The sequence below is a fragment of the Lysinibacillus sp. GW823-FHT02G10 genome (genome assembly GCF_058797135.1).
Window position 1 is genome coordinate 78,949 of the sequence record NZ_JBXAJI010000008.1, and the last position, 18,489, is coordinate 97,437.

Consider the following 18,489-nt stretch of genomic DNA (forward strand, 5'->3'; position numbering starts at 1 on the left):
CGGCCTCTCCTTCTTTGAGAGCACTTCAAGCAATCAAAAAAATACAAAATAAAGCTCATCCACAATAAAATCGGATGAGCTTTTCGGGTTCATTAAATACGGTCTTCCTCTCGAATATCTGCGAGTGGAACAAAGATTTCGATGTGACGCTTTAGGTTTTCAAATGTAGCAGGAGCGTCTCCGCCATATTCGCCATCGAGGTTAAGGTGGACCTCATTTTCTGTAGTAACTTTGACAACGCTAGCTTTTTTGTAGATGACACGATCATCATTTAAATGTTCGCCTCTTAGTGCCATGGCAGCTAGTTGAATAAATTCAGGAAGACTTACCTTCTTTAGCACTATTAAAGTAAAGTAACCATCATTAATGCTTGCATCAGGAGCTAGTTTTTCAAAGCCGCCTACTGAATTCGTTAACCCACATAGGAACATCATAGCGTCGCCATCAAATACTTCGCCATCATATTCAATGCGCATATGTGAGGCTTTGATGGATGGAATCATCTCAACTGCCTTTACATAATAGGCTAACTGACCAAGCATTGTTTTCATTTTGCTTGGTACTTCGTATGTTAGCTCTGTAATACGTCCGCCAGCAGCAATATTGATGAAATAGCGTTCGCCATTTAAGAGACCAACATCCACTGGCAATGTGTCGCCTTGAATAATAATGTCTACTGCCTCTTCAATATTTCGAGGGATATGCACGGCACGGGCAAAATCATTTGTAGTGCCCATTGGAATTAGACCAACTTTCGGACGGTTTTCAAATGGACTTACACCTGAAACAACTTCATTTAATGTGCCATCTCCACCAACTGCGATGATGATATCAAAACCGCGTTCTACCGCATTTTTTGCTGCAAGCGTTGCATCGCCTTCACATGTTGTTGCGTGACAGGATGTCTCATAGCCTGCTACCTCTAGTTTTTCCAACACCTCTGGTAGATGTTTCTTAAACACTTCGCGTCCAGATGTAGGATTATAAATGATTCTTGCTCGTTTCATAACATACCTTCCTGCTTCATAAGATTCTACTTCATTCAACGATTTGTACGTTGAAATGTTGCAATACTCTTGTTATTTTTGTAATGCTTCTGTTACTTGCTTCTTAAAGTCCTCATAAACAAATGTCCAATATGTTTGATTGGAGATATTTTCTTCACGAATTTCTGCATAAAGAGCCTTTTGTGCCTCTTCAAATGTTGGATCTTCTTTATCTGGTAAGCTTGCTCGTTTCGTTACGACGAACTCTTGTAATTCTGGTGCGCGTGGTCCCCATTTTCCAATCACTTCTCCAGCATCATCTAATAAGAGATAAATTGGAATTGCACGACCACCGTTTGTTAAATAACGATCAATTAGTTCTGTATCAGCATCACGGAAAACGGTACGCATATCTAATCCTGCCGCTTCAGCAATACGGCGAATAATTGGATTATTTAACATTGCGTCTCCGCACCAATCCTCTGTAATCGTTAAAATTTTAGGTTGTTTTTCTTTTAATAACTCAATAAAATCATCGTTTGTTGGTACTTCAAAGCCATCATAAATACGAAAGCTTTCTTCTTTTAACGTCGTCATGTTCTCCATATATTGCTGTATTGATATAGCTTCATTAAAATACTGTTGTTCTGTTTTCATTGGCTCGTCCCCCTTATTACTGTCTATTCTATATTTTGCTATGAATACTCTTTTTAAACAACTATTAAGTTTCGCAAAATGCAAATTTGTTACATTTTTGAAAATTAATAGCCGAGGGAGCAATGAAGCTCTCTCGGCTATTATGTTACAACGAGTATTATCGTTTGGCAATTTCTTGTTGTAATAATTTATTAACCATTGGTGGGTTAGCTTGACCTTTTGTTGCCTTCATAATTTGACCAACTAAGAAGCCAATCGCACGGTCTTTACCATTTTTGAAGTCCTCGATAGATTGAGCATTGTTATCTAAAACTTCTGTTACGATTGCTAGTAATGCACCTTCATCAGAAATTTGCACTAAGCCTTTTGCTTTCACAATATCTTGTGCAGATCCGCCATTTTCTACCAATTCAGCAAATACTTTTTTACCGATCTTAGAAGAAATTGTACCGTCTGTGATTAATTTCACCATTTCAGCAAGGTTTTCTGGTGTTAATGCAGTATCTTTTAGATCTTTTTGCTCTGCGTTTAAATAAGCAGAAACATCTCCCATTAACCAGTTAGCAGAAAGCTTAGCATCTGCCCCATTTGCTACCATTGCCTCAAAGAAGTCTGAGATCTCTTTAGAGATAACAAGAACTCCAGCATCATAAGGTGTTAAGCCTAGTTCTTCAACATAGCGTTTTTTACGAGCATCTGGAAGCTCAGGAATTTCAGATTTCACACGCTCTAACCATGCATCATCAATTGAAAGACGAACTAAGTCTGGCTCTGGGAAGTAACGGTAATCGTCTGTTCCCTCTTTAACACGCATTAAAATTGTTTTACCTGTTTTTTCATCAAAACGACGTGTTTCTTGCTCAATCACGCCACCAGATAATAATACATCTGCTTGACGTAATTCTTCATGCTCTAAACCACGACGAACATAGTTGAAGGAGTTCAGGTTTTTAAGCTCTGTTTTTGTACCAAATTCTTCTTGACCATAAGGGCGAATAGAAATATTGGCATCACAACGTAATGAGCCTTCTTCCATCTTACAATCAGATACGTCAGTATATTGAATAATCGATTTTAATTTTTCGAGATATGCATATGCTTCGTTTGGTGTACGAATATCTGGCTCAGAAACGATTTCAACAAGCGGTGTTCCTTGACGGTTAAAGTCAACTAGTGAATGGTCACCAGCATGTGAAAGTTTACCAGCATCTTCTTCCATATGAAGACGTGTGATACCGATACGTTTTGTATAGCCGTCTACTTCAATATCAATCCAACCATTTTTACCGATTGGTTTATCGAATTGTGAAATTTGATAAGCTTTCGGATTATCTGGATAGAAGTAGTTTTTACGGTCAAACTTTGTTTCTTGTTCGATTTCCATATTGAGTGCAAGTGCTGCACGCATAGCGAAATCTACTACATTTTTGTTCAGGACTGGTAGGACCCCAGGATAGCCTAAATCGATTACTGTTGTATTTGTATTTGGTTCAGCACCAAAGTGAGCTGGTGCTGGTGAGAAGATTTTTGAGTTAGTCTTCAACTCAACGTGTACTTCTAAACCAATGACTGTTTCAAAGTTCATGTTATTTTCCCTCCCACATTTGAGGAACTTCTTTATGGAACTCAGTTGCTTGTTCAAAAGCATGAGCCACACGGTAAATAGTTGCTTCATCGAAATATTTACCAATTATTTGTAAACCTAATGGTAGGCCGTTTTCAAAGCCACAAGGAATTGAAATCGCTGGTACACCTGCTAAGTTCATCGGGATTGTTAAAATATCGTTTGCATACATTGTCATTGGATCATCAACATTTTCACCAATCTTGAATGCTGGTGTTGGAGCTGTTGGTCCAATGATAACATCAAAGTCTTCAAATACTTTATCGTAGTCTGCTTTGATCAATGTACGTGCTTGTTGTGCTTTTTTGTAGTACGCATCATACGTACCTGCACTTAGTGAATAAGTACCTAGCATGATACGTCGTTTTACTTCATCACCAAAGCCTTGTGCACGTGTTTCTTTATAAAGGTCCATTAAATTTGTAACGTTTTCTGCACGGAAACCATAGCGGATACCATCGAAACGAGATAAGTTAGAAGACGCTTCAGATGAAGAAAGGATATAGTACGCAGCTAGTGCATATTTCGAGTGAGGAAGTGATACCTCTTCTACAGTAGCACCTAAGCCTTTTAATACCTCTAATGCCGCAAGCACTGATTGACGAGCTGCTTCACCAACTCCTTCACCAAGGAATTCTTTTGGCACAGCGATACGTAAGCCCTTAACATCACCAGTAAGAGCTGCAGCGTAATTTGGCACCTCAACATTCGCAGAAGTCGAATCATTTGGATCTAATCCAGCGATAGCTTCTAGTAATAGCGCATTATCTTCAACATTGCGTGTAATTGGTCCAATTTGATCTAGAGAAGATGCGAATGCAACTAGACCAAAACGAGATACACGACCATATGTAGGTTTCATCCCTACAACACCACAGTAAGCTGCAGGTTGACGGATTGAACCACCTGTATCTGATCCAAGAGAGAATGGTACTTCACCAGCTGCTACAGCTGCTGCAGATGCACCTGAAGAACCTCCTGGTACGTGGTTTAAGTTCCATGGATTTTTTGTTGTTTTATAGTATGAGTTTTCGTTTGAAGAACCCATTGCAAATTCGTCCATGTTTAATTTACCAACTGTAATCATGCCAGCTTCACGTAGCTTGTTGACAACAGTTGCATCATAGATTGGCATAAAGCCTTCTAGAATTTTAGAGGCACATGTTGTTTCTAAGCCTTCTGTTACGATGTTGTCTTTCACACCGATCGGTAGACCGAATAATGGTCCACGCTTTTCAAATGGTACTTTATCCATTTCAGCAGCTTGAGCAGTTGCTTTTTCTTCGTTTGAAGCAAGGAATGCTTGTACATCGCCATCAAGCTTTGCAATACGCTCGTATGCTTCTTTCGTTAAGTCAGCGATTGATAAGTTACCCGCTTTAATTTCTGCTTGTAACTCCTTAGCTGAACGTTCAAATAGCGTCATGAGGAATCCTCCTATGTTTTAGTATTACATGATAGCTGGTACTTTTACTTGACCATCTTCTTGTTCTTTTACGTTTAACATCATTACTTCGCGGTCTAAACCTTTTACTGCTACGTCTTCACGCATTACATTCACTAATGGTAAAACGTGCGTTGTTGGTTCAACATTTGTTGTATCCAGTTCATTTAACTGCTCCGCAAAGTCTGTAATTTTACCAAGCTGTTCAGCAAATTTCTCTGCTTCTTCTTCTGTAATTGCAAGACGTGCTAAATTTGCCACGTGCTTTACTTCTTCTTTTGTTAATTTAGCCATTTTTCACACCTCCGAATACTTGTTCAATTCATTGTTTTTATTGATAACAATAGGGTTGAATAAAGTTAACCATGCCAATAATCATAACATTTTTCATTTTAAAAATCACAACTTTCACTAAAAATATAGAAACTTTCACTACTATAACAAAGTGTTGTCTCTATCATCCTGTTGTGTTCCTCTATTTCAATCCATTACCATAAAAAATATAGTCAGCACAAAGGCTGACTATATTAATCATAGACATGCACGTAAGGGTCCTTGTCATTGGCCTTTTTGATGATTAATGCCTCAGGACCATTCACTGAAGTAACACTCACTTCCACATGAATATTATCAAATTGATTGATTAAAATCCCTGTTAAATATTGCGTAAATCCTATTATCTCTGCTTTGCCGAAAAATTGGATTGGGATTTCAATCGAAAGGTTTTGTATTTGTTTATTACGATAGAAACCAGTTCCGATCACACTTGTATAGTTAGAAAAATATTTATCAACATCTTGCTTGAAGTTCTTGAAGTTATTGTTGACATCTCGGTATACATCTTGTGAATCATCTGTTGGGAACAAGACGTAATTTTCATCTATACCTTCCCAATCAGCGATGCTGTTCTGCCCAGCTTTTGCTACACCATAGCTAAAGTATGTCCCTGGAATAATTTGATTACGGGCTTGCTGCTTAAACAGACCGACTACAATCGGTACATCCTTTAACTCTTCACGTGAACGTAAACGAGAAACGATTTCAGTAGCCATTTTTTTGCCCTGCTCAATAAGAGTAGACTCTGAAATTGGTTCCTCGTAATATTCGCCATACTGTTCTTTTTGATAGTAATAGATAGAATTTAAGGCAAGACCGATTGAAATCCCGCCTAGTTTCACTTTATTATCCTTCGTTTTTGTTAAGTAGTTTTGCTCTACAATATGGGATAAATAAACTGGAGCCTTTGTTGCTCGCTCCTCAGGTGTCATTGTGTCTGTTGTCGGTGGATTTAATCCATCCTCTGTTTGTGAACTACGAGCAAGCCAAGAGCTTACTGTACTTTCAGCTAAATATTGACCTTCTTGGAAGTAGTAGTTTTCTGTGTCGAACTCGTTTTGAGATAAACGCATTAAACCTGATTCAACTTCCTTCATATCATATTTCGTATAAATGTTAGATACCACTAGACCTCTACTTGCACTCTCTTTATAAGGGATAAGCGTCTTATAATAAGATTCATCAATTTGTATGCTTGGGATAATTGTTGTTTCAGCTTTTTCTTTCTGTTGCGTTTCCTGTGTAAGCTCTGTCTCCTTCTTGTCAGAAGGCACACAGCCGACTAGCATTGCAGCAGCTACGATTGCTGGAATGAGTCGAAAAGACTTCATTATTTAGTGCTCCTTTACTAATAGTCAATTTTAGGTCGACGAATCTACTCGACGCCTTGTTGTAACGGTTGTGCACTCAACATTGCCTCCTATTCATAAAAGGGAGGATATCATGCACTTATTAAATGAGGTTAAGTTGTTCAATTAAGTTATCTTCAGTCCAAACTTCGATACCCAATTGCTCAGCCTTTGTTAGTTTAGAGCCTGCATCCGCACCTGCGATCACTAGATCTGTTTTTTTGCTGACACTACCCGTGACTGTACCACCTAACTCTTCTATTTTCGCTTTTGCTTCGTTGCGTGTCAATTGCTCAAGTTTACCAGTTAAGACAATTGTTTTACCTGCAAAAGGACTATCACCTATCGCTACTTCTACTTTTTTACCTTTGTATGTCATATTCACGCCTGCTTCAGCAAGACGCTTAATGACTGCTCGTGCATCTTCATTTGAGAAATACTCCACTAACGATGAAGCCATTTTATCTCCAATTTCATAAATTGCCACAAGCTGCTCCTCTGTTGCAGCCATCACTGCTTCCATTGAACCAAATTCCTCTGATACGATTTTGGCTGCTTTTTCACCAACATGACGAATTCCTAGTCCAATTAATAAACGCTCCATCGAATTTTCCTTCGATGCTTGAATGGCATTTACTAAATTAGTTGCTGATTTTTCGCCCATACGCTCCAATTCCACAAGCTGCTCTACCGTTAAATGATACAGGTCAGAAACATCATGTATTAAATCTGCACGTAATAATTGCTCCACTACTTTATCCCCAAGACCGTCAATATTCATCGCGTTTCGAGAAACAAAATATTTTATGCTTTCTGCAATTTGCGCAAAGCACGCAGGATTTACACAGCGCAGGGCAACTTCGCCTTCAATCCGAATCAATTCACTATCACAAACAGGGCAATTTTTTGGCATGACAAAAGGGACTGAATCCTCAGGACGTTGTTCTATTAGCACACCCACAACTTGAGGAATAATGTCACCAGCTTTTCGAATAATAACTGTATCTCCAAGACGAATATCCTTATCTCGAATTAAATCTTCATTGTGTAAAGAAGCACGTTGAACCGTCGTTCCCGCTACTTGTACGGGGGTTAAAATCGCTGTAGGAGTAACAACACCTGTACGACCTACTGTTAAATCAATATCAAGTAACGTTGTAACAACTTCCTCTGCGGGAAATTTATAGGCAATCGCCCAGCGTGGACTCTTTGCTGTATAACCTAGTTCATCTTGCTGAGCATAACGGTCAACTTTAATAACAATTCCGTCAATCTCGTAAGCTAATTTTGGACGGTTTTCTGTCCAATGTTCTATAAAGGCCATTACCTCTTCAATAGTAGAGCATCGTTGGCGTTCTTTATTGGAAGGGAAGCCTAAGCCTTCTAAATAATCAAGCATTTCTGCATGACCGTCGATACCATATACTTCACCGTCTCCGCCAATGGCATAGATAAACGTTGATAATTGGCGACTGGCCGCAATTTTAGGGTCTAACTGACGTAATGAGCCAGCAGCAGCATTCCGTGGATTAGCAAACAACTCCTCACCATTGTCAGCACGTTGGGCATTTAAGTTTTCAAAGGATTTTTTTGGCATATACGCCTCACCACGTACTTCAATCGTAATGGGCTCCTTTAAACGAAGGGGAATCGCACGGATTGTCTTTAAATTGGCGGTAATATCTTCTCCTACCACACCATCTCCTCTTGTAGCCCCTTGTACAAACATGCCATTTTCATATTTTAATGAAATAGCTAAACCATCTATTTTCAGCTCACATACATATGAAAATTGATCTCCGATAGCCTGACGCACTTTACGATCGAATTCTCGTAAATCCGCTTCATGAAAAGCATTTGAAAGACTAAGCATTGGGTAATCATGCGTCACTTTTTTAAAACCTTCTACCACTGCTCCACCAACACGCTGCGTAGGAGAATCGGGGTAAATAAGGGATGGGTTCGCTTCTTCTAATGCAATCAGTTCCTGTAATAGCTGGTCATAGACACTATCTGCTACGACAGGTTTATCTAACACATAATAGGCATAACCATATTCATGCAGTAATTTATTTAACTCCGCTATACGCTGTTCTATTTCGTTCATTTATGTTCCTCCGCTTACGCTTTTTCAATCGGTGCAAATTGAGCAAGTAATCGCTTTATACCAATTGGTTGTGGGAATGCGATATCAAGCTCTGTACTATCACCTTCACCTTTTACACTAACAACCATACCTGTTCCCCATTTTTTATGAATCGCCTTATCTCCAGCCTTCCATCCAAATTGATCTCCCCCCGTTGCTTGTAAACGTGCTGTGGCAGGTTGTGTTTGCCGAATAGAACCCAGCGTACGCTTTTGATGGCCACTGGTTGAACGATTGTTAGTAGCAAATGGTACTGTTGATGTTGTCCCTGCCTTAGAAATTGACTCTGTAATATCTTGAGAAATTTCACCTAAAAATCGGGATGCATTATTAAAGCTTGAACGACCAAAAATCGTACGGCTTTGGGCACATGTTAAATATAGACGTTCCTCAGCACGGGTCACACCTACGTACATAAGGCGGCGTTCCTCTTCCATTTCATCTTGATCGTCTAGTGAGCGGGAATGTGGGAAGATGTTTTCCTCCATACCGATTATAAAGACAACTGGGAACTCTAAACCTTTAGCTGCATGCATCGTCATTAAAATAATATTGCCTTTAGATGCATCCTCCTTGTCGAGTGCATCAATATCAGCTATAAGGGCTAAATCTGTTAAAAAGGCAATTAAGCTTTTATCATCACTACGCTCTTCAAAGGCCTTTGTGACAGATAAAAACTCTTCAATATTTTCTAAACGGCTTTCTGCTTCAATTGTTTTTTCGTTTTGTAACATTGCTCGATAACCCGATTTATCAATAACTTGCTCCACAATTTCAGTGACAGATAGATATTCCTGCATTTGTGTAAAGCCTTTAATCATGGCATAAAATTGCTCAGCCGAATTTGCTGCTTTCCCTGATAATCCCATGAAAACAAGATCATTCATCGCATCAAAAATCGAACGATCCTGATCTATCGCATAACGTGCCATTTTTTCAAAGGAAGTTGCACCAATACTGCGCTTTGGCTCATTAATAATACGTGCTAGTGATAAATCATCATCATTATTAGCAATAAGTCGTAAATATGCTAGTAAGTCCTTTATCTCTTTTCGATCATAGAACTTTGTTCCGCCTACTATTTGATAGGCCATATTGGACTTAACAAGTACTTCCTCCATTACACGAGATTGAGCGTTTGTACGATATAAAATAGCAAAGTCATCAAATGAACGATTTTCTTTTTCAATTAACTGTTGAATCGTTTGTACAACAAATTGCGCTTCCTCCTGCTCGTTATAAGCTTTATATAGTGCAATCTTTTCACCTTCTGAATTTTCTGTGCGTAATTCTTTTGGGTAACGTGTTGTATTATTTTGAATGACGTCATTGGCTGCCTGTAGGATGCGTTTAGTTGAACGATAATTTTGCTCTAGCATAATCACCTTTGCAGTTGGATAATCCTTTTCGAAGGATAGGATATTCCCAATATCTGCACCACGCCAACGATAGATAGACTGATCGGAATCACCTACAACACAAATATTTTTAAATTTCTTTGCTAGTAACTGTACAAGTAAATACTGAGATTTATTGGTATCTTGATATTCATCGACATGAATATATTGAAATTTATTTTGATAATATTCAAGCACTTCAGGTACACGTTTAAACAACGTAATCGTCGTCATAATCAAATCATCAAAATCAAGGGATTGGTTGCGGCGTAATCTTTTCTCATAGCCTTTATAGACACGTGCAACTGTTTGTTCATAAGGATTCTTATCATTCATTTGGCCTGCGTAATCATCCGCTGCTATACACTCGTTTTTTGCTGCACTAATAGCATTTAAAATTGCTCTTGGCTCAAAACGTTTTGGATCAATATTTTCTTCCTTCATCACATTTTTGATGACTGAAAGCTGATCCGTAGAATCTAAAATAGAGAAATTACGAGAAATGCCTAGTTGATCGATATTACGACGTAAAATTCTTACACACATAGAGTGGAAAGTAGAAACCCACATACTATCGCCCGTACCATTACCAAGAATGCCATCAATACGTTCACGCATTTCTCGTGCTGCTTTATTTGTAAATGTAATCGCTAAAATTTTAGAAGGATATACTTCCTTTTCGATAACTAGGTAAGCAATACGATGTGTTAAAACTCGTGTTTTTCCTGACCCAGCGCCTGCCATAATGAGTAATGGTCCTTCAGTTGTTTTAACTGCTCTTTCTTGTTCAGGATTCATGCCTGCTAGTAAATTTTTTGTTAACTGTTCCATTTCGCACCGCCTTACAAACATTTGTTCTAAAATTATAACGTATTTTTAACAGCCTTAACAGTCGCAAGTGCAGCTTTTAAATCTTCGTAAATAATATTTCCAACTACTACCGTATCTGCAACGCGTGCCATTTCCTCTGCTTGCTTTACAGATGTTATGCCACCACCGTAAAAGAGTTTGGTATGCTTCAGTTCGTTTTTCACAGCACTAACTACCTCTAGATTGCCATACATCCCACTGTACTCTAAATAAAAAACAGGCAGTTTAAAGAAATTCTCTGCCATGCGTGCATAAGCTACCACGTCATCAATCGTTAAATCTGTTTTCGCATCCGTTACATGGGCTACTTTACAATCAGGATTTAAAATACAATATCCTTCCGCTACTAATTCATCCCATACCATAATATCGCCGTATTCTTTAATAGCCTCATGATGTAAATTTTTAATCCATTTTGGATCATCACTATTTAATACCGTTGGGATGAAATAATAGTCGTAACCTGGTGTTACCGCATCGATCGTAGAAATTTCAAGTGCTATCGGCACCTCAAAACGACGCACTCGAACAAGTAAATCTAATACCCCATCCAACGTTACATTATCTGTTCCCCCAACTAAAATAACATCTGTCCCAGACTCGCAAATTTTTTCTAATGCTTCATCGGAAATGTCCTTCGCTGGATCTAGCTTGAACACATGTCTCCATTCTAAATAATCCATCTATGTTTACCACCTATCATTTTCTATCTATTCGTTTACAAGTATAGCTTATGATTCACGACAAAAAAATGAAAAAGACCGAGTAGAACTTCTACTCAGCCTTTTTTCTGTCTATTCTTTTGGTGCTTGGAATGGTTTTTCATCTGGATACAAACGACCTAACATTTCATCATATGTATCATTCCCATAATCGAAGCAGCGACGCACGCGCGAAATAGTTGCAGTACTTGCCCCTGTTTCCTTTTTAATGGATTCGTAGGTTTTCTTTAATCGTAATAAATGTGCAACCTCAAAGCGTTGTGCCAACGATTGAATTTCACTAATCGTACATAAATCATCAAAAAACTTATAGCATTCCTCGATGTCCTTCAACTCTAACACTGCTTTAAATAATTGATCTGTTTGATGCCCCCGAATTTTTTCGATTTGCATACAATTTTCCTCCCTTTAAGGCTGCGTTTTCACCATTGCTTGTAACCCTGGCGAAGATGGTACGAAATGAACCCACGACTTTCCTGGTACAAGCTTTACAGGATCCCCTGTTTGCTCTACAGCCATTGGTATTCCATTAACATTAGCCCATTTGACTTCCCTCAAATAGCCATTTTGAAATACATACGCATTTCCACCAGACGTTAAATCAATTGCTTGGCGACCAATATCATCAATTGTTTGGTGATCCATTTCGAAAAATAGAACATTTGCTAATGACACTGTTTCGCCTGTTAACATATCTTTTGTGTCCACGCTAGCCGATTGTCGTTCATAGTGATTAGTTTGATGATTATACACATACGCGTTATGGAAATCTTCATTATTTCCGTAATAAATGTCAACTTGACTTGTTTCAATACCTATTTTACCACGTTCATCTGGTTCATAAAAAGCCTGAAGTACTTTTTCACTGTAATTCATTGAAGCGCCTACCATTTCAGCACCTTTTAGAATGTTTTCTGATGTAATATAGGAATTGTGTGGCGCAACGCGGTCGTTAGAACGTTTAAACAGAATACCATCATAAGCCATACCGTTGATATTGTCGACGATACGATGATCAAGCATTGTTTTCGCCTCAGGACTATAGCCATGTGCTACATAAAAGGCATCAAATCCCTTGGCCATATCGATAAAATAAGAGCGTGCACTACGAACTGGCCCAATATTTTCAGGCAGTTCACTTTGGTATACTGCTAAAAAGCGTGTCACATTACCTTCTGCAAGCATTTCATAAGTGATATCCGCCGCAGCTAAGCCTGATTGTGGACGTGCCGCTGGATGATTATTAATGGTTACGATAATTGGTCGCTGTGTAATTTCTTCTTGTACAGCCTCCCCAGTAAGTGGTGCAACAAATGCTGGTTGTTGCACAGGCTCCTCCACTACTGCTTCTTCCTCTACAATTGGTTCATCATCCTCTTTGACTTTTGGTGTATCCTTTGAACATCCCCCGATTACCAAAGCACTAAATGCAAAAGCAATCCATAATTTTTTCGATTTGAACACAAGCATATCTCTCCTTTGAACAATTACAATATTTGTAATTGTTTAAACAACTGAAACACTTTCATGAATTAGCGCATAACAGCAGGTAATAATAACTTATTCTTCATCACATCGAAAATTCCTTGTGGTGTTATACGAATATATGGTAAATGAGTAGATTGTAAAAATAATAATGTATAAATGGCATCTCCTAATTGATAGCCTCTATCTGCTAAAGCTTGTTTTAAAGCCTTTTCTTTCTCTGTTAAAGTGAATACATCTCCATCATATAAAAGTCCACCAATTGTTAATGGTATGTCCGCTATAACTTCTCCTTTTTCGACGAGAACAATACCACCATTCATTGCCTTCATTTCTTCGAAGGCTTTAATCATATCGTCTTTATTTTTTCCAATTAACAATATGTCACCAGTGTTGGAATAAGAGGATGCAAAGCCTTGGACATCCGTTGCAAATCCTTTAATCATTGTATTTACATGCCAGTTGCCTTTTCGGTTAATGAGCATTAAATAGCACTCATCATGATTTGCCAATGGCCCTTCTTTCGTAATTAAAGAATTATAAGGCTTTGTAATCACATCATTAACTAATTGAATCCCAAACGGCATAGAAAACTGGAAATCCTGTGAATCTAATGAGAAATCTAAATCTAAAGCTGGGATGGCAGAATAATCAATTGTCGCCATTCTATGCACACGATCCCCATTACGCTTCAACCAGACACCCTTTGATAAAACACTTTCTGGAACAGGATGATATTCATCTTGTAAAATATTGAGTGAAGCAAAACGCCCTGTTGCGATAAAACCATGTAAATTAGACATGTTGTAATAACGTGCTACATTATAGGAAGCCATTTGATAAGCATCAATAGGAGATACCCCTGCATCTAAAGCTACTTGAATGCATTTATCCATCACACCATCCTCATGGAATGAAGGAGTTGAACCGTCTGTTGTCATCATTAAATGATCAAAGATTGGAAGCTCTTTTTCTACTATTCCTTTTAGTAGATGTGGTAAATCTGGTCGTATGGAAGAATGACGTAAAGTTACAGCATAGCCCTGCATAATACGACGCTCTACCTCTTCTACTGTCATTGCCTCATGATCACCATCAGCACCAAGCAGTTTCATTCGTGCCAATGTTCTTTCTGAAGCTCCAGGGAAATGACCTTCAATTTTTTTTCCCAGTCCCTTAGCCATTTGCATACGATAAAGCATTTGATCGTCGCCATGCAACAGCTTAGGCCAGCCTGTCAACTCTCCACCAAGTAAGACATCACTTCGCTCTAACCACTCTAATATAGAAGTATTAGAGAAAACCTCTTCTTCTTGCTCCAATTCAGTTTGTGAGTCAAAGCGAGTCCACCAATAAAAAGAAAAAGGTAGCTTTTTCAAACTCTCTAAAATTGAAAACGCTTTCTTATTTTCTAAATTTAAAACAAAGCTTAAATTATCCGAAATAAAAGTTGTTGTCCCAAGCTGACCACAAAAATCTGCAAATGACTGTGGATGATAAAGCTGGAATGGGTGTACATGTGGCTCAATATAGCCAGGTACGATTGTTTTTCCTGTACAATCCACCACTTCTGTTCCTTCTAATAAAGGAGGCATTCTGTCACCAGCATAGACAATGCGATCTCCCAAAATCCAAATGTTCCCTACTATGAATTGCTTTAACATACTATGCAAATAACGTGCATTCTTCAGCACGATATCTGGTGCCTTTTTCCCATCGATTACTGCTAATTGTTGACGTATTTTTGTTATTTTCCATACTGGATCCATGCTATTCGCTCCTTCCTAAATTACGTAATTTTTCATTGTGTAAATCCAACTTGAAATCACATACTACTACTGCATAATCGCATATTTTCATAAAAATTATGCTTTATGCAATCATCTTGTTTCAATCGTAACACAGCACTTTCATAAAGCAAAGTGCACCTCGCTTATTTTTTCCACAATGACTAAAGGAGGAAGTAATGATGATGCAGCAAGCAAATTTAAGCGAAAAGAATGCATTTTGTCGTTTTGCCATGGGGACAAGTTTAACCGCATTTGGTATCGCTAAAGTTTCTAGAAATCCTAATTGTACAAAAGGTCGATTAATGATTGCATTAGGTGCCATGAAAATGGCTGAGGGACTTTTTAAATATTGTCCAACGAAAGCAGTTTTAAGCTCCAATATGCAGAATGCCATGAACACCTCTATGCAAAGTATGTTCAGCGGGCAAAATTCTATGTCTACTGAACAAATCGATAAGCTCATGAAGGATTTTTCCTCTGCTATAGCTGGTAATTCTTCAGGTTCACAAGCTACTGCTTCAAAACAATCTAACACCAGCACTTCAACCCAAAATTCCTCAAATAGTAGCGATTCTTCAACGAATAAAGCTCAGAATCCTTCTTAGTCAAAGGAGCCGTCCCAATCTATTATTGAGACGGCTCTTACCTCTTACGTTTTGAAACAACAAGAGGTTTCAAAAGACGATAAAAAATATTTAGTGAAAATAATAATTACTTAAACGTACGCCAGCCAATATCTTTACGGAAGAAAAAGTGATCCCATGTTTCCGTTGCAATACCTTCATAAACCTTTTCCTGTGCTTCTTGTAAAGTAGCTGCTTTTGCACCAACTAACAGTACACGTCCTCCATTACCAACGAATTGACCGTCTACTAATTTTGTACCTGCATGGAAAACTGCATGTGATGTCGAAATTGCCTCTAAATTCGGTAATACCTTACCTTTTTCAACGTCTCCTGGGTAACCCTCTGCTGCAATGACTACACCAAGCATTGCTTCTTCTGACCATTGTAAATCAAAAGGCTGTTCATCCATTAACGCCATCATAAATGCACCAAAATCTGAAACCATACGTGGCAATACAACTTGCGTTTCAGGATCACCAAAACGGGCATTAAACTCTATGACCTGAGGACCTTTCTTCGTTAAAATTAACCCTGCGTATAAAATACCTGTAAAGGAAGCACCATCTACCTCCATCCCTTTAACAGTTGGTTCTACAATAGTTTGAAATGCAATATCTACTACCTCTTGTGGGATTTGTGGTACTGGTGAATAAGCACCCATACCTCCTGTGTTTGGTCCTTTATCACCGTCATAAGCTCGTTTATGATCTTGTGCAATAACCATCGGATAAATTTGTCCTTTGTGCACAAAAGACATAAAGGAGAATTCTTCACCGTCTAAAAATTCCTCAACGACAACACGTGAAGAGGATTCACCAAAACGTTGGTTTCCAATCATATCCTCTACAGCTTCAATCGCTTCTTCCTCTGTCATTGCCACAACGACGCCCTTACCAGCCGCTAAACCATCAGCCTTAATGACAATAGGCGCCCCTTGTTCTTTAATATAGGCTATTGCTTTCTCTGCTTCAGTAAATGTTTCATGTGCTGCTGTAGGAATATTGTATTTATTCATAATTTCTTTCGCATAGGATTTACTGCTTTCTATTTGAGCAGCAACTTTTGTAGGACCAAAAATACGTAAACCTCTAGCTGTAAAGAAATCGACAATGCCTTCAGCAAGCGGTTGTTCTGGGCCAACAAATGTTAATGCAATATCATTTTCCTTGGCAAATTGAGCGAGACCTGCGAAATCCATTGTATCAATAGCAACAACTTCTACTTCGCCTCGCATCCCATCATTTCCTGGCGCTACGAATACGTTGTTCACTGATGGAGAGATGCTAAATTGTTTAGCGATTGCATGCTCACGGCCACCGCTTCCGATTACTAATACATTCATTTTAGAGAATCCTCCTCTTTGTAAGTAAAACCGAGATGAACCAACATCTCGGTCTGTTTAGATTTCTATATAATTCTACAATTAATGTTTAAAATGACGTACGCCTGTGAATACCATCGCAATGCCGTATTCATTTGCTTTATCAATGGAATCTTGATCTTTAATGGAACCACCTGGTTGAATAATTGCTGTAATTCCTGCAGCTGCTGCCGCCTCCACAGTATCGCTCATTGGGAAAAATGCATCCGATGCTAATGCAGCACCTTTCGCTTTTTCTCCAGCTTGTTCAAAGGCAATTTTAGCTGCACCTACACGATTCATTTGCCCTGCACCAACCCCTAGTGTCATTTGAGAATCTGTTACAACAATCGCATTGGATTTCACATGTTTGACAACAGACCAACCAAGTTGCAATGCTTCCCATTCTTGCTCTGTTGGTTCACGATCTGTCACCACTTTAATATCCGCATTGCCAAAGCCATAACGATCTGGCTCCTGTACAAGAAGGCCACCCTCAACTGATACTACATTGAATGAATCTTGTTTCGCTTGCTCGAAAGGAATTGTTAGTAAGCGGATATTTTTCTTTTTCGTTAAAATATCTAATGCTTCTTGTGAGAAAGCAGGTGCAATAATAATCTCTAGGAAAATATGACTTAGCTTCTCAGCAGTTGCTGCATCCACTTCCATATTTAATGCGATAATACCGCCAAAAATAGATGTTGGATCTGCTTCATATGCTTTATCGAATGCTGCCTCTAACGTGACACCAGTGCCAACACCACATGGATTCATATGTTTCACCGCTACAGCAGCTGGCATTTCAAATTCTTTTACAATTTGCAATGCTGCATTACCATCTTGAATATTATTGTAGGATAACTCTTTACCATGTAATTGTGTAGCATAAGCTAATGAAAAGTCAGAGCCAAGACGCTTTTGGTAGAAGGCCGCTTTTTGGTGAGGGTTTTCGCCATAGCGTAAATTTTGCTTTAATTCATATGTCATCGTTAAGCTCTCTGGGAACTCTTCTTCAGTCAGGTAGTTCGAAATATAAGAATCATAAGCGGCTGTGTGACGGAAAACTTTCGCAGCTAGTTTACGACGTGTTTCAATTGTTGTGGCACCGTCTGCTTTAAGTTCCTCTAATACTGTTGCATAGTCATTGCTGTCCACGATTACTGTTACATATTGATGGTTTTTTGCAGCAGAACGTAACATTGTTGGACCACCGATATCAATGTTTTCAATTGCATCATCCCAAGTTACATTAGGCTTTGAAATTGTTTCAACAAACGGATAGAGATTCACACAAACAATTTCAATTGGTTCAATTCCATGCTCTTTCATCTGTGCTTGATGAGAGACATCATCAAACTTTCCTAATAGACCACCGTGAATCATTGGATTTAAAGTTTTCACACGACCATCTAAAATTTCAGGAAACTTCGTTACTTCATCTACTGCTGTTACAGCTACCGCATTATCCTGTAACATTTTTTTTGTACCGCCAGTTGATAAAATTTCATAACCTAATGCTACTAATTCCTTTGCAAATTCTAAAATACCATCTTTATTGGAAACACTGATTAATGCACGTTTTGTCACAACAATATCCTCCTAATTTTTATCGTGCTGTCCACGAACTGACTTGCTTCAATAGATTAATAGAGTTAGGTCTTACTTGTTGAGTAGGATTCTCGACCTAACTCCCT

General features: G+C 38.6%; 15 protein-coding genes. 1 reads left to right on the plus strand and 14 read right to left on the minus strand.

The window, feature by feature from the left end:
* Window positions 1-92: 92 nt before the first annotated feature.
* From AC1RFD_RS19650 to AC1RFD_RS19705, 12 genes are all read right to left on the minus strand, one after another.
* Window positions 93-1,007, minus strand: coding sequence for a diacylglycerol kinase (locus AC1RFD_RS19650; RefSeq protein ID WP_004225701.1), 915 nt, complete (start codon window positions 1,005-1,007; stop codon window positions 93-95).
* A 72-nt stretch (window positions 1,008-1,079) separates the two neighbouring features.
* Entirely contained in the window at window positions 1,080-1,643 is a 564-nt protein-coding gene (locus AC1RFD_RS19655) for a thioredoxin family protein (protein WP_054548986.1), read from the minus strand.
* A gap of 157 nt (window positions 1,644-1,800) precedes the next feature.
* Window positions 1,801-3,228, minus strand: coding sequence for an Asp-tRNA(Asn)/Glu-tRNA(Gln) amidotransferase subunit GatB (gatB, locus tag AC1RFD_RS19660; RefSeq protein WP_048394874.1), 1,428 nt, complete (start codon window positions 3,226-3,228; stop codon window positions 1,801-1,803).
* 1 nt (window position 3,229) lies between these two features.
* Window positions 3,230-4,693, minus strand: a complete 1,464-nt coding sequence (gene gatA, locus AC1RFD_RS19665; RefSeq protein ID WP_004225706.1) for an Asp-tRNA(Asn)/Glu-tRNA(Gln) amidotransferase subunit GatA — start codon at window positions 4,691-4,693, stop codon at window positions 3,230-3,232.
* A 24-nt stretch (window positions 4,694-4,717) separates the two neighbouring features.
* Complete coding sequence (gene gatC, locus AC1RFD_RS19670) at window positions 4,718-5,005, minus strand: Asp-tRNA(Asn)/Glu-tRNA(Gln) amidotransferase subunit GatC (RefSeq protein ID WP_004225708.1); 288 nt, start codon at window positions 5,003-5,005, stop codon at window positions 4,718-4,720.
* Between the two features lie 233 nt (window positions 5,006-5,238).
* Window positions 5,239-6,378, minus strand: coding sequence for a CamS family sex pheromone protein (locus AC1RFD_RS19675; protein WP_054548985.1), 1,140 nt, complete (start codon window positions 6,376-6,378; stop codon window positions 5,239-5,241).
* 121 nt (window positions 6,379-6,499) lie between these two features.
* Window positions 6,500-8,503, minus strand: a complete 2,004-nt coding sequence (ligA, locus tag AC1RFD_RS19680) for an NAD-dependent DNA ligase LigA (protein WP_048394879.1) — start codon at window positions 8,501-8,503, stop codon at window positions 6,500-6,502.
* Window positions 8,504-8,517: 14 nt separating this feature from the next.
* Window positions 8,518-10,770, minus strand: coding sequence for a DNA helicase PcrA (gene pcrA / locus AC1RFD_RS19685; RefSeq protein ID WP_492475203.1), 2,253 nt, complete (start codon window positions 10,768-10,770; stop codon window positions 8,518-8,520).
* 32 nt (window positions 10,771-10,802) lie between these two features.
* Window positions 10,803-11,492 carry a heptaprenylglyceryl phosphate synthase gene (gene pcrB, locus AC1RFD_RS19690; RefSeq protein WP_492475204.1) on the minus strand — a complete coding sequence of 230 codons (690 nt, stop codon included), beginning with the start codon at window positions 11,490-11,492 and terminating at the stop codon, window positions 10,803-10,805.
* Window positions 11,493-11,603: 111 nt separating this feature from the next.
* Window positions 11,604-11,924, minus strand: a complete 321-nt coding sequence (locus AC1RFD_RS19695; RefSeq protein ID WP_004225717.1) for a YerC/YecD family TrpR-related protein — start codon at window positions 11,922-11,924, stop codon at window positions 11,604-11,606.
* 15 nt (window positions 11,925-11,939) lie between these two features.
* A complete protein-coding gene (locus AC1RFD_RS19700) occupies window positions 11,940-12,995 on the minus strand; it encodes a DUF3048 domain-containing protein (protein ID WP_054548981.1) in 1,056 nt (351 codons plus the stop codon).
* A gap of 68 nt (window positions 12,996-13,063) precedes the next feature.
* Window positions 13,064-14,785 (minus strand): adenine deaminase C-terminal domain-containing protein, encoded by a 1,722-nt coding sequence (locus AC1RFD_RS19705; RefSeq protein ID WP_054548980.1) that lies wholly within the window; start codon window positions 14,783-14,785, stop codon window positions 13,064-13,066.
* Between the two features lie 200 nt (window positions 14,786-14,985).
* Between AC1RFD_RS19705 and AC1RFD_RS19710 the strand changes: the two genes are divergently transcribed.
* Complete coding sequence (locus tag AC1RFD_RS19710) at window positions 14,986-15,411, plus strand: YgaP-like transmembrane domain (protein WP_053075731.1); 426 nt, start codon at window positions 14,986-14,988, stop codon at window positions 15,409-15,411.
* A 106-nt stretch (window positions 15,412-15,517) separates the two neighbouring features.
* On the opposite strand, the gene purD is transcribed toward AC1RFD_RS19710, so the two are convergent.
* The gene (gene purD, locus AC1RFD_RS19715; RefSeq protein ID WP_492475205.1) at window positions 15,518-16,774 is read right to left on the minus strand and encodes a phosphoribosylamine--glycine ligase; all 1,257 of its coding nucleotides are present in this window, start codon (window positions 16,772-16,774) and stop codon (window positions 15,518-15,520) included.
* An 81-nt stretch (window positions 16,775-16,855) separates the two neighbouring features.
* Window positions 16,856-18,382, minus strand: a complete 1,527-nt coding sequence (gene purH, locus AC1RFD_RS19720) for a bifunctional phosphoribosylaminoimidazolecarboxamide formyltransferase/IMP cyclohydrolase (protein WP_315061729.1) — start codon at window positions 18,380-18,382, stop codon at window positions 16,856-16,858.
* Between the last annotated feature and the right edge of the window lie 107 nt (window positions 18,383-18,489).